This is a genomic window from Chamaesiphon sp. VAR_69_metabat_338 (assembly GCF_031423935.1).
In the GTDB taxonomy this organism is placed as follows: Bacteria; Cyanobacteriota; Cyanobacteriia; order Cyanobacteriales; family Chamaesiphonaceae; genus Chamaesiphon.
This window is the reverse complement of the sequence record NZ_JANPGM010000356.1, coordinates 1-13,088: the sequence shown is the minus strand read 5'-3', so window position 1 is coordinate 13,088 and position 13,088 is coordinate 1. Positions and strand designations below refer to the sequence as shown.

The 13,088-nt window shown below is 46.7% G+C and carries 11 protein-coding genes; 3 read left to right on the top strand and 8 right to left on the bottom strand.

Features of this window, described 5'->3' with window-relative positions; all coding sequences use genetic code 11:
* The coding region (locus RMO84_RS10135) for a hypothetical protein (protein WP_310488344.1) at window positions 1-382 on the bottom strand (382 nt) is incomplete at its 3' end.
* A gap of 267 nt (window positions 383-649) precedes the next feature.
* Between RMO84_RS10135 and RMO84_RS10130 the strand changes: the two genes are divergently transcribed.
* Window positions 650-1,717 carry a tRNA-dihydrouridine synthase family protein gene (locus RMO84_RS10130; protein ID WP_310488343.1) on the top strand — a complete coding sequence of 356 codons (1,068 nt, stop codon included), beginning with the start codon at window positions 650-652 and terminating at the stop codon, window positions 1,715-1,717.
* Window positions 1,718-1,961: 244 nt separating this feature from the next.
* Here the strand turns inward: RMO84_RS10130 and RMO84_RS10125 are convergent, their stop codons facing one another.
* Window positions 1,962-2,360 (bottom strand): aminotransferase class III-fold pyridoxal phosphate-dependent enzyme, encoded by a 399-nt coding sequence (locus RMO84_RS10125; RefSeq protein ID WP_310488342.1) that lies wholly within the window; start codon window positions 2,358-2,360, stop codon window positions 1,962-1,964.
* Window positions 2,357-2,740: an aminotransferase class III-fold pyridoxal phosphate-dependent enzyme gene (locus tag RMO84_RS10120; RefSeq protein WP_310488341.1), complete on the bottom strand. Its 384-nt coding sequence runs from the start codon at window positions 2,738-2,740 to the stop codon at window positions 2,357-2,359. Before RMO84_RS10120 ends, RMO84_RS10125 begins: the two co-directional genes overlap by 4 nt.
* A 137-nt stretch (window positions 2,741-2,877) precedes the next feature.
* On the opposite strand from RMO84_RS10120, the gene RMO84_RS10115 reads away from it, so the two are divergent.
* On the top strand, window positions 2,878-4,590 hold the full coding sequence (locus tag RMO84_RS10115) for a DUF262 domain-containing HNH endonuclease family protein (protein WP_310488340.1): 1,713 nt from the start codon (window positions 2,878-2,880) through the stop codon (window positions 4,588-4,590).
* A gap of 81 nt (window positions 4,591-4,671) precedes the next feature.
* On the opposite strand, the gene RMO84_RS10110 is transcribed toward RMO84_RS10115, so the two are convergent.
* The 3 genes from RMO84_RS10110 to RMO84_RS10100 all read right to left on the bottom strand — a co-directional run bounded on the left by RMO84_RS10110 (window position 4,672) and on the right by RMO84_RS10100 (window position 11,117).
* Window positions 4,672-6,108: an MFS transporter gene (locus tag RMO84_RS10110; protein ID WP_396135822.1), complete on the bottom strand. Its 1,437-nt coding sequence runs from the start codon at window positions 6,106-6,108 to the stop codon at window positions 4,672-4,674.
* Window positions 6,109-6,261: 153 nt separating this feature from the next.
* On the bottom strand, window positions 6,262-7,053 hold the full coding sequence (locus RMO84_RS10105; RefSeq protein ID WP_310488338.1) for a DUF4239 domain-containing protein: 792 nt from the start codon (window positions 7,051-7,053) through the stop codon (window positions 6,262-6,264).
* 59 nt (window positions 7,054-7,112) lie between these two features.
* A complete protein-coding gene (locus tag RMO84_RS10100; RefSeq protein ID WP_310488337.1) occupies window positions 7,113-11,117 on the bottom strand; it encodes a Pls/PosA family non-ribosomal peptide synthetase in 4,005 nt (1,334 codons plus the stop codon).
* Between the two features lie 232 nt (window positions 11,118-11,349).
* On the opposite strand from RMO84_RS10100, the gene RMO84_RS10095 reads away from it, so the two are divergent.
* The gene (locus RMO84_RS10095; RefSeq protein WP_310488336.1) at window positions 11,350-11,820 is read left to right on the top strand and encodes a hypothetical protein; all 471 of its coding nucleotides are present in this window, start codon (window positions 11,350-11,352) and stop codon (window positions 11,818-11,820) included.
* Here RMO84_RS10095 and RMO84_RS10090 read toward each other — a convergent pair.
* Together RMO84_RS10090 and RMO84_RS10085 are read right to left on the bottom strand one after the other, a co-directional pair.
* Window positions 11,801-12,514, bottom strand: coding sequence for an HAD family phosphatase (locus tag RMO84_RS10090; RefSeq protein WP_310488335.1), 714 nt, complete (start codon window positions 12,512-12,514; stop codon window positions 11,801-11,803). The two genes, RMO84_RS10095 and RMO84_RS10090, sit on opposite strands and share 20 nt — an antisense overlap.
* 69 nt (window positions 12,515-12,583) lie before the next feature.
* The coding region (locus RMO84_RS10085; RefSeq protein ID WP_310488334.1) for a class I SAM-dependent methyltransferase at window positions 12,584-13,088 on the bottom strand (505 nt) is incomplete at its 5' end.

The following is a 13,088-nucleotide window of genomic DNA, read 5'->3' as shown; positions in this document are numbered from 1 at the left end:
GGGTTGTGGTTGGTTGTGTACCACGTACGATATTGCTGCTGCAATTAGCAGTTGTAGAGCACCGCTCCCACACTACTTGCTTATTAGTGTCTGTTGCTGCGGGTGCGTTACCGCTGCGCCGAACGGTAAAAATCGTATCCATAACTGGATTAACATCCCAGTTAGTCCCCCCGCTGGTAAAGGCAGTAATAGATCGGGAATAACCTTGATAGGTAACGCCATTGACAGTAGTACTACCAGCAACAGAGGTTTCGCTATCGAGAGTTATGCTACCGATGGTCGCGGCTTTGGCACTACTAGACAGAAAAGTGCCAAAAGATACAGTCGAACAGATAACACCAGTTATGGTTACTGCCCTAAGCAAATTAGATTTTTCTGACATAATGTTCTTTTTCTGGAAATAGGGGGGATGGATTGCAAAAGTTTAGGGTATTCGATTGAATCTCTTTACTTGCTACTACCAATCCTGGCTTACAGGAATACAAATGTCAATCAGTAAAATTTCATCGATCTGCATAATTGTCACTACACTTAAATACCAACGATGAATTAGATTTTATTCAAACAAGATTGGCAATTTTTGTCATAATTTGTTCTACATAGGGCTAGACGATCGCGCTCATCACTTCAAGCATTTTAATCACAGCACATGAAATTTCTCCATCCGCTACCGACACCGATCGATCCCACTGGTGGAGCGATATCTGCTGTGACTGCCTTGGCACCGATGCAGGACGTGACGGATATTCACTTTATGCAGACGATCGCGGATTATGGCTGTCCCGACTACTTTTTTACCGAATATTTTCGGGTGCATCGCGATTCTGGTTTGGATAAATATATCTTGCGATCGATTACCGAAAACACGACGGGTTATCCAGTGTTCGCGCAGATGATTGGCGAGAGCATTCCCGATTTGGGGCGGACGGCTAGGTTGCTGAGTCGTTACCCGATTGCGGGTATCGATCTAAATCTGGGTTGTCCCGCACCGCGAGTGTATCGGAAGAATGTCGGTGGGGGCTTATTGCGCGATCCTGAAACGATCGATCGAATTTTAGGCGAATTGAGATCGATCGTAGCCGGTCGCTTGACGGTGAAAATGCGGGTGGGTTTTGAGGATACCAGCCAATTCGATCGAATTTTAGAGATAATCGATCGACATGATATCGATCTGCTGAGTTTGCACGGTCGTACTGTCAAAGCGATGTATCACGGTGCTGTCGATTACGACCTGATTGCCCATGCCGTCCAAAAATTGCGCTGTCCGGTATTGGCGAATGGGAATGTCAGTTCGGCAGCCACCGCGATGCGCGTGCTCGCTCACACCCAAGCTGCTGGCGTGATGATCGGACGTGCTGCGATCCGCAATCCCTGGATTTTCAGGCAAATTCGTCAGGTCTTAGCCGGACAGGTCGCTGAAAGCATTACGTTAGAACAGGTGCGGGATTATATCGATCGATTGCACCAGTTGCAGCTCGGTAAATCCGTCCCCGAACGATCTCGCGTCAGTCATCTGAAGATGTACCTCAATTACATCGGGCAAAGCGTTGACGCCGCAGGTGTATTTCTGCGAGACATGCGTAGAGCTACAACCGAAGCCGAACTCTTTGGCATCTGCGATCGCGAGTTGCTTGGTGAGGTCGCTGATGGCGGAGCGCGTCTATTTGCGACGGAGCCTTATGTGGGACTATTTGCCCGTCCCCAGTGCGAAGCTTGAATGGGCTTTGCGGAAAATTGGAGTATGAAGCATAGATTTTGCCCTCACCCCGCCAGAGCCGAAGGATCTGGCGGGGTGAGGGCAAATCGTCACTTAAAGCGGCAACGCCTCTAAATGTAAAGTTGTGAAGATTTTAATTGCTTGCAACTGTTGCCGCGCTGAGTTGTTCTAATTAACCACAATCCGCATATTTAGCGATCGAGTACATCAGCCAAAATTGCGTCGATTTGTCGATCTACCCAGGCTAGTTCGGTTGCGGCAATCCAGTACGGTGGCAGTAGATAAGCACGTTGCCAAATTGATGAAGTAAGACACCATGCGCGATCGCCTGGTGTCCGATTTTTCTTCCCACATTATTAAGGTACCCAGCTTTGTCGTGGTTATTGATATCGATCGCCGCAATTGTCCCTGTGACTCGTAATTTAGTTAACTGGGGATATTTATGGGCTAACTCTGTGCGCTGCTGGTGATGCCACTGTTCCATCTGGGTATAGATAGGCTCATTTTGGGCTAGTAGCTCTAAGGATGCCAGTGCAGCGGCGCAGCCGAGGGGATTGGCGGTATAACTGTGTCCGGGATAGAGGGTTTTGGTGGGATCTTCACTATAGAAACTGTTGTAAATTTCCTCGGTGGCAATAGTCACCGCCAGGGAGTATCACAATTAGTCCAATACTGATAAGCCATCTTGAGGGCAATTTCGACAGCGGTAGAGCCATTATCTGAGTAGAATACTCTCGTTAACTTTTTCGGCAATTTCGCCACCAATTGACTCGCTAATTGTTGGGCTGCCTCGTGGGTAAATCCGGCAAAGATGACATGTTCTAACTGCGCTGCTTGCCGCGCGATCGCTTCCACAATCTGCGGGTGCGCGTGTCCGTGGAGACTAACCCACCAACTAGAGATACAGTCAGCAATCTTGCGCCCATCTGCTAGTTCCAACCACAATCCTTTACCGGACTTAACTTCGAGCGGTTCTGGAGCGGTTTTTGCTTGGGTATATGGGTGCCAAATGTGGGCGTGCATGTGTATGAAAATTAGTATATCGTTATAATATAAACCTCAGATCGACTTATAATGATAAATTTACCTGACTGAAAACCTGAGAAATGAAGGGTTCTATAAATCCGTCGAACAGAATAGTTGTTTTAGAGTAAAATTTAATGTCCGCACTAAATTTCAACACTGCCAACCAAACTTTCCGTCAATTACTCGGAAACGGATTAACCTATCGAGTACCACCATTTCAACGGGATTATTCTTGGACGGAAGATGAATGGGAAGATCTTTGGCAAGATATTCTCGGCCTATTCTCAGAGGATAGTGAGTCGGCTCATTATCTAGGTTATTTAGTGTTGCAATCATCCGACAGTAAGCAGTTTGAAATAATTGACGGACAACAACGTTTATCAACGATTAGTATTCTTATTTTAGCTGCGTTGGGACACCTTCAGAATTTAGTTAAAGATAATATAGATGCTGAAAGAAACCAGCGGCGTAAAGACAACTTGCAAAATAGCTATATTGGCTATGTCGATCCAGTTTCACTCATTTCTCGCTCTAAACTAGAACTCAATCGCCATAACAATCGCTTTTACCAAACTTACATGGTTCCGCTCGAAACAATGCCAAAGCGGGGACTAAATGCTTCAGAACATCTGCTCCGTAGAGCCTTCGACTGGTTCCAAACTAGAATAGTTGGATACTGCCAAAAAGACGGTACAGCCGTTGCAGCCTTTCTAGATACAATGGTTGACAAACTCTTTTTTACTGTCATTACCGTTACTGATGAACTCAATGCCTTCAAAGTTTTTGAAACCCTTAATTCTCGTGGTGTTAGGTTATCTGCGACCGATCTGCTCAAGAACTATCTTTTCTCAATTGTTAGTTCGGGAGATACACATGAAACAGAACTCAGTGCAATTGAAGAACGTTGGGAAAGAATTGTTGATGAATTGGGAAGTGAAAGCTTTCCTGAATTCTTGCGTGTATATTGGAATAGTTGTAACCCATTAGTGCGAAAAGTCGATCTTTTCAAGACAATTCGTAAACAGATAGTTACTAGAGGACAGGTTTTTGATTTACTTCGATCTCTAGATAAATCTGCTTCTATTTATGCAACATTGCGCGACCCTCAAGATTCATCGCTAGAAGCGTCAGAAAGACAATCTCTCGATCGATTATTGATGTTCAATGTCCGTCAGCCTTTGGCAATGTTGATCGCTGCTTACCGGAAGTTTATCGATGTAGATCGTCCCATATTCACTCGCCTTTTGCACGCTGTCACTGTTATTTCCTTCCGCTACAATGTTATCTGCAATCTGCCTCCTCAAGATCAGGAAAAGATTTACAATAGTGTTGCCAATAAGATCTCAAATGGAACGCTAAATAATTGGCGATCGATTATCAATGCGTTGCAAGATATTTATCCTGAGGATCGTTTGTTCTCAGCAGCATTTCAAGAAAAGGAATTTAAAACAACTGCTTCACGCAATAAGAAAGTGGTGCGTTATATCCTATTTCAAATTGAGAAGCATGAATCAGGACAGGAATTTGAATTTGAAAGTGCTGCCTATAACCTAGAGCATATCCTACCTGAAAATCCATCTGCGGCTTGGTCGCACATGGATGAACACAATCAAGATCGGTTTGTGTATCGCATTGGTAATATGACTCCTTTAGAAAAAAAGACAAATCGAAATATTGGAAATAAAGGATACCTTGAAAAGATAGCTGCTTTTCAGGAGAGTTGTTTTAGTATTACTCAAGCTCTTCCCGATCGGTATACAGAATGGAACGAGTCAACTATTGCAGCTAGGCAAAATCAGTTAGCGAAGATAGCCACTGCAATCTGGCGAATAGATTTTGGGAACTAGTCAACAATCGATAATTGGATCGCTTGTATTTTTTAATGGTTGTTCTATCCTAGTGAACGCTATCAAATCTCGATTAATAGATCAACTTATATCCGACTTCCGACGTTCGGCTAATTGCAACAGAATTTGCTGGTGACGTTCGCGGGTAATTGGATAAAAATAAGCCAGGATTAAACCACCGATTAACGAGATCGTGGGAATCGGCCCGATCGCGAGTCGGATCGCCATTAATACTGCTGGCAATTGTGCTTGGGTGTTGCTGTTATAACCAGTCCATTCCAAGCTCTGTAAAATTGCCGCCAGTGCGACACCCAGACAGATTTTTTGTAAGAACACCATGAAGCTATAGAATAATCCCTCGCGGCGTTGTCCGGTTTCTAGCTCATCTAGTTCGATCACGTCGGGCAACATCGACCACGGGATTAAATAAGCCGTAGATACACCCAATCCAGCCATCATCGCCAGAATATACAACAGAATATCTTGGCCTGGTTGCAGTAGGAATAAGCCCGCCTGAGCGATAATCCAAAACCCCGTACCCATGAAATAAACCGCTTTCTTGCCAACTTTTTGACTGATTTTATTCCAGACGGATAACATTGCTAATGCCGTACCTTGAACGGCTAGCATAATTTTGGGAGCATCGGCTTTAGCCAAGCCCATATAATTTTCGGCAAAATAGGGAATAATTGCTGCCGTCAGTTGGAGACTAAACCAAGAGCAGAGATAAATACCGACGACAAACAGAAATGGACGATTGGTAAATACCGATCGAATTTGGGCGAGCAGGGGTTGCGAATCAGGAGTTTCAATTCTGACGGCTTGGTGCAGATTGACGAGTTTGGCGCGGGCTTGCGTACCCCAGACGCAATAGAAAATCGGTACTACCGAAATAATTGCGCAGATAATTCCGATCGTCAGATATTGTTGGGCGGGATCTTTGACCAATTGAAATACGCCGATCGCAATTAATAATGCGAAAATACTCCCACCGATCGAAAAGGTGAAGCGAAAGCTACTCAAACTAGTGCGTTCGTTATAGTCTTCGGTTAGCTCGGCGGTTAAAGCAGTATAGGGCAAGCTATACATCGTAAAAAATGTCCCCAGCAGCATCGATACCAGGGTATAGAATCCAAACAAGCCCCACTGATTGGTCGCGGGAAACGGAATCAACCATTGACAGATAAATAAGATCCCGAAGGGAATGGCCGAAAACAGCATCCAGGGATAGCGTCTACCCCACTGTGCCTTGATTTTGGCTCCAAAGACATCCCCGCGATCGCTCATAATCCCAATGACCGGATCGAGAAAGGCATCCCAGACTCTGACAATTAATTGCGTCGCTCCCGCCAATCCCGGTCTTAAATGAGCGACGTTGGTCAAAAATGGCGAGAGATAGGATAGGAGTAAAATCCCGACGATCGCGCCCCCGATGTCGCCAGCACCGTAAGCCAGTTTGGTGCTAAAGGTCATTGGCTCGATCGGCGGGAGTTTGGCAGTCTCAGCGGGGGGATTCATATTTAGTCGATCGTTGATAGTTAATAGTTGATAGTCGATCGTCGATCGGGATTTGACCCGATCCTGACGCAATCGCCGTAACAGCATTGTAGCCGCTAACTCTGGCAAGATCGGCCAATTCCAGCCCAGTTATCGATCGACAATTGTGAAAATTTAGCCCGATTTCATGCGTTCGTAGAGCAATTCAAAACTTTCTGGCGTGACGCTAAATTCACCGCGAAATGGGTAGTCCATAGCTGCCATCAAAAATACCAATAGCCCGATCGTTGCTGCTGTTAAAACGATCGTCACATCCTGCATAAACTGTCGATCGTATACCAATAGCCACGGAATCACCAGATTCAATAAAGAGCCAAAAATCACCACTAACCATAAAGTAGATGGCAAACCACCCGTGACACTTTGAAGCCGACTGCGGCGTTGGCGGATCGTTTCATTGAAGGCGGCAATTGTCTCCGCATGAACGGCCTTCATGCTCTCGCTGACTGGCTCAAAAGCATAGAGAGCTTTTTGAAAATCAGTAACTTTGGCAGTACCACCTTTAGGGACGATCCCTTTTTGTTGGGATGGCCACTCCTCATGGATCGCATAATGAACGTACTCTTTGAGACTATTTTTGAGCAACTCCCGCGACGGATCTGGATAGAGCGAAACCGCTCGATACAACACATTAATCGAAGAAACTTCCTGATTGACATTCGTACTAATATCGCTAAACTCTTGCCAAGCTCCTACCGAAATTAGTCCGAGCGTAATCCCGAAAAATACGCCGACGGTGGCGACGGTGGCATTGACGAGGTCGTTGTATCTCCCATCATTGCCAGGAATCCGCTTGACCCACCGACGAGTTAGTCTTTGCCCGAACAAGCCGATCGATACAAAAAAGCCAATCACGATCGCAGCAAATACCGTGTTGGGCAGATCGTAAAGCCAGAATAAATTCATCGTAAAAGTTAGATTAAATTTCTGCTATGACATACAAGGGTATTATTTTACCATTCGCATCAAGCTCGCGAATAGATGCGACTAGCGGGAATTCCTTGCCACGATGTTGCTGCGGGGACTTGTTCTCCCTTCATAATTAGCGACAGCGGTGCGATCGAGACATCATCGGCCAGTAACGAGTCATAGAGGACGACGGCTGCCGAACCCATTTGACAGTCATGTTCGAGCCGAATCCGTTCCATCTTCATTACCCGATCTTCAAACAGGTGAGTTTGCAGCGTGCAATTGTGATTGAGGGTGACATTACGACCGATCGAGATCAGGTCGAATTCGGTGAAGTCAGTGGTATCGATATAGGCTCCCGTGCCGATCCGCATTCCCAGGAGACGAAGGATAATCGGGGCAAACGGGGTGCCGAGCAGGAAGTTGAGACAGCCAGCAACGACCATCGATTCATAGAGTCCGGTGATTAGCTCCGTCCGCCAGACAAAGTTGCTCCACAATGGGATCGTACCAGGCTGGTAGCGACCGACGACTAACCATTTAAGTGCGACGACGAGTAAAGCCGACCCGATCGACGCAGCAGCATAAATCAGCGGAAAAATCAGTGCCACAATCGACCAATGCATGTGGTCTGGTAAGTTTAACATTGTCACTTCCATCATCAATAAGACGATAAAGTGCATCGTGCCAGGGACAGTAACGCGGCAAAACTCGATCGCCAGTCGTTGTAAATACAGATAGCGTCCGGGTTTATAGGTTTGGGCGGCACTAAATTCATCGACGATCTGCCGATGGGGAATATAGATGGCAGGCGAACCCATCCAGGCACTATCTGGCACCATCAGACTGCCATCGCTCGGTGGAACTGACATACAGCCGATCAGACAGTTATCTGCCACTCGGTCGTGACTGGGTACGACCGCACTATTGCCGACAAAGGCTTGACTGCCAATGTGGGTAAAGGAAAGTTGCAGCCAACCGCGCTTGACTTGGCTGGCTCCCAATGAGACATTATCAGCGATAAAACTTTCCGACCCGATCGAGATTAAATCCGGCGTGAAGTGGCTGACTGTCGAAATCTCAGCCCGCGCACCGATTTTGGCACCTAGCAGCCGCAACCACGGCAATAAATAGAGAGTCGAATACAGTGTCGGTACCATCTCCAGACTCAAACTCATCAATCGATCGATGTACCAGTGTCGTAAGCCAAAACTACCGTGCAATGGATAGTTGCCAGGGCGCACTTTGCCCAGGAGTAAATATTTGAGGATGACTACTTCTAGGCAAAATACACCGATGAACGAGATACTGCCGACAAACGCAGCGGGAATCAGCCACAGATACCAATGCACGGCAGCAATCAGCTTACACCACAGCAGAAATCCTGGTAAGGCCGCGATCGCGGGTACGAATAATTGACCGATCGTGCCGATCGCATAAGCTAAATAGACTAAGATCGGGTGGCCTTGGCGTGCTTGTCCGAAAGGAAACCGACCTGTATTCGCGCTGGCGACTGTTTGATAGGTCGCTGGTGCGCCCACCCATGCTTCACCAGCCGGGATCGCGCGATCGGCTGGGAGATAGGATAAATCGCCTAGCTCGGCTTCATCTGCCAATCGACTGTTTAACCCCAAAACGCTCTTTGTCCCGACACAGCAATCCTTTCCGACCGTAATCCGATCGATTATCAACCAACCATCGACAATCTCACAGCCCATTAGATTGCTATCGGTGCCGATGCTGCTGCCATCGCCGATTTCCAGCAAGTCAAATGCCAAGATATCGGTCGTTCCCAGATAGACATGCTTGCCAATTTTGGCTCCCATCGATCGACAATACCAGTTAAATAATGGCGAACCCGTTAACAGCATTAGCGGCACAAACGACAACACCTGACGCACGAGCCAGAACCGCCAATAGTAAGCACTCCAGAGTGGATAACGTCCGCGCTTAAAGCGACCGATGACCAACCATTTGATCGGAATACTCAGCAGAATTAAGGCTGGATAAACGCTAATAATTAAGCCAGCGGCAAACGTGCCAGCGGCAATCCGACTCATCTCAAAATTATGCTCGTCCACCAGTTCGTAATAGACAAAACCAGGAATCAGCAGCGGCAGGCTATAGACGGCATACATCAAATAAACGCCGACACTCGCCCACAGGGTATTGGCAATATTTGTGGCAGCAGTCAGGCGGATGCGTGGAGTCCGAGGTTTTTCTGTGGCACCATCCCGATCGAGACTGCGCTGATGCCAGCGAGTAGTCAATTCGGCTGCTAATTGAGCGATCGTTGGATGCTGGTAAATATCAAGAACCGCGAGATCCTGAAACTGCGGATTTTGGCGCAATTTTGATACCATGACGGCGGCGAGTAATGAGTGCCCACCCAATTGGTTGAAAAATTCATCATCGATCGAAATCCCCGTAATCCCAAATACCTGTTCCCATACCGCCGCAAGTTCGCGTTCGGTATCGTTACTCGGCAACCGTCCGGCACTTTTACCAGGAAGATTCACCCCAAAGTTTTCCGGTGCGGGCAAGTTTTTGCGATCGACTTTGCCACTAGGTAGAGTGGGTAAATTATCGAGGATTTCTAAACTCGCTGGCACCATATAAATCGGCAACCGCGATCGCATGGTATCCCAGATTTCATTGACATCTAGTTCGACACCTTGCTTGGGTACGAGATAAGCAATCAATCGATCGATTTCGACAACCTGTTTGACCGCGACAACCGCAGCACTCACACCTTCACAGTGCATAATTACCGACTCGATCTCCGATAGCTCGATCCGAAAGCCGCGTAATTTTACCTGTCCGTCAATCCGGCCTAAGAATTGAATTTCGCCCTCAGCAGTCCAACTCCCTAAATCTCCCGTCTTATACAGCCTGTCCGAACTTTCGGGATCGAAGGTAAACGGATTGGGGATAAATTTCTCAGCCGTTAAGTCGGGACGGTTGACATAACCGCGCGCCAAACAAATCCCGCCGATGTGAATCTCGCCTTCTACGCCGTGGGGGACTGGTTCTAATTCGGCATCGAGAATATAGACTTGATATGTGGGCAAAGGCTTGCCGATCGTAATTACGCGATCGGGATGACATTCATGCCAGGTAGTAACGACAGTTGCTTCCGTGGGGCCATAAGTATTCACCACTCGGCGGCGATCGTTACACCACCGCGCGGCTAGTTCCTGGGGACACTGTTCGCCGCCAAGAATCAACAACCGAATCGTCGGCACTTCGATCTCCATCATCGCCAATAATGTCGGCACGCAAGATAATACTGTCACCTGTTGCTCGGTCAAAAAGTGCGCCAAATCGACCCCCGAACGCGTCTGCTCGATCGATCCCACAACTAAGGTCGCACCAGCGGCAAATGTACACCAGACCTCTTCTACCGACGCATCAAAAGCGATCGAGAAACCCTGATAAACGCGATCGCCAGAGGTGACATGATAAACCGTCTCATTTACTACTTCGATATAGTTCCGACTGCTGCGATGCTCGATCTCGACACCCTTCGGTCTGCCAGTAGAGCCAGAAGTATAAATGACATAACTCAAATCTCGCGCCCCAACGCCGATCGAGTCTCGATCTAATCTGGCAGTTGATTCTAATGCTAATTTTTCCGCGCAACTATCCACGCAGACAATATTACCGAGCTGTAGCTCTTTCTTGCTCGCCAAATCGGTAGTAGTAACGATCGTCTCAATCCCACAATCAGCGAGAATATAATCGATTCGATCGGCTGGATATTCGGGATCGAGGGGCACGTATGCACCACCAGCTTTGAGAATTGCCAAAATTGCGATGTATAATTCTGGCGATCGGGGTAATAGTAAGGCTACTCGCGAACCACAGATAACCCCTTGCTCGACCAGAAAATTAGCTAATTGATTCGATCGAGCTTCGACTTCGCCATAACTGAGGATCTGTGACTGATAACTAATTGCTGGCTGATAAGCGTGAGTATCTGCTTGAAGCTCAAATAATTCGTGGAGACAATCTACTCGAACGGGTATCGGGGTAGGGGAGATGCGTGAATCTTCGCTCAAAATCATGTGTTTGGGCTAGTGTGGGGGGATTTAATGACTATTTATGGCAGGAATCTTTTCGGCAACGACTATCATCCTCGTACCTTCACCATAAGTCAAGCTCGATCGACCGATTTCGACATACATTCGCTCGCCTAAATTGCATTATGTATAATAGGTTACGATTCAAGCTTGTCGTTAAGCTCGATCTTCGATTTATACCCCGAATGCACAAACTTAAAGCCGCCAAGATATGCAAAAAATATTAGCAGTCGCGATTGCCATCAGTCTCAGTACAGACATTCAGATGGCTGCTTTAGCTGACACTTACGACGATTTTATGAAAACTCAAATTGCTGAGTTTCAAAGTAATCGGGGCGAGGAATTTAAGTGTAAACAGCGAAAAATTGAGGCGATCGTCAACAACCAGAAGGTCGCTTATAAACTTTGTCTGTTGGGCGGTAAACCGATCGAACTCAACGTCTATCTGGATGACACTCTTACCAGTAGCAGTAGTTATCGAAAAGGTAAATTAGTCCATCTCGCATTATCGGAATTTGGCGATGGAGTTGGCTTCCGCAACGGTCAGCCAATGGTTGAGTGGCATTATGGCGAATATGGCAAGCGAGGAGTTAACTGGAAAATTGCAGCCAAAGATAAGGCTATTTACCTACAGAATGCCGCTGAAGACAAACGCATTCTCCTCAAGTTTGGCCTTCGCTAGCTTCAAAAAATTTGGTAATGCGATCGAACTCCAGATCTGCAAACCGATCGATCGTCCAATTTGCCCGCCGCTGCAACATATGGAACGGATAAGTATTCGCGATCGCCACGGCTTGAACTCCAGCGGCTTTAACAGCCTCCAGTCCCGCAAAAGTATCTTCGATCGCCAAACATTCTGACGGTAATAAGTTGAGATCTGGATAGAGTTTATTTAGCTTATCGATCGCGAGTAAATACCCTTGTGGATCTGGTTTACTCTCGCTGATATCATCACCCGCCACCAGCTCATCAAAAAACAGGCCGAGCTTACCTTGCTTCAAGATAAACTCGACTTCCGATCGAATTGCTCCCGTCACGACGGCTAATTTATAGCCACTATTAAACATCTGCTCGATAAATTGTGAGACATCTGGATAAATTGGTAACGTTTCTAATTGCTCCAGTTTTTGACGATAAGCGATCGCTTTTTTAGCTATTAACTTATCCAAATATTCCTCAGTCACAAATCGCCCGCGTGACTTGAGCAAGTCCGTCAACGCCGCTCGATCGCTTCTACCCACACACACTTTCCAGAATTCTTTACCTTGGGGGGGTAAATTTTCTGATAATAGCAACTCATCATTTAGCTCCCGATGAATCGCTTCATCCTTAATGATTACCCCGTTGAAATCAAACAAAACCGCTTTTAAAACCACACTTAAATTAATTGATAATTGATAATTGATAATCGATCGTTAATGTTCTTAAAGCCTAAAACCTAAGACCTAAAGTCTAAAACCTACAGTAACTTGATTGATCCAGAAGACATCTTTGGTGCGAACATCATCAAATCCGGCTTTGCCCAACCAGGCATCGAGATTACCCGCTGCATAAGATTGGATATAGGGTTCTTCAAAGATGTTATTCAACCAATCTAGATTGCGGAGTGTGCTTTGGTTGCCGTCGAGAATCAGAATTTGACCTCCAGGAGCTAGCAATCGATAACTTTCGGTAAGGATAGTTTGAGCCACTGCTGGGGGCGTTTCATGAAACAACAATGCGGCGGTAATCGTATCGAAACTACCAGCTTCAAACTGGCTTAAGTCCGTCGCGGTACCATGCTGCCACCTAATCTCGACACCTGCTTCTTTCGATCGATCCTCCGCTACTGCCAACATATACCGAGACAAGTCTAAACCCGTCACGACGGCATCTGGAAAGGCTTGTTTGAGGGGAATAGTCATCGAACCCGTCCCACAGCCCAACTCGAGAATCCGCTGGGGTTGAGAG

Coding starts and splice junctions, on each gene's coding strand:
- RMO84_RS10130 (WP_310488343.1), top strand. CDS start 650: ATGAAATTTCTCCATCCGCTACCGACACCGATCGATCCCACTGGTGGA.
- RMO84_RS10120 (WP_310488341.1), bottom strand. CDS start 2,740: ATGCACGCCCACATTTGGCACCCATATACCCAAGCAAAAACCGCTCCA.
- RMO84_RS10115 (WP_310488340.1), top strand. CDS start 2,878: ATGTCCGCACTAAATTTCAACACTGCCAACCAAACTTTCCGTCAATTA.
- RMO84_RS10110 (WP_396135822.1), bottom strand. CDS start 6,108: ATGAATCCCCCCGCTGAGACTGCCAAACTCCCGCCGATCGAGCCAATG.
- RMO84_RS10105 (WP_310488338.1), bottom strand. CDS start 7,053: ATGAATTTATTCTGGCTTTACGATCTGCCCAACACGGTATTTGCTGCG.
- RMO84_RS10095 (WP_310488336.1), top strand. CDS start 11,350: ATGCAAAAAATATTAGCAGTCGCGATTGCCATCAGTCTCAGTACAGAC.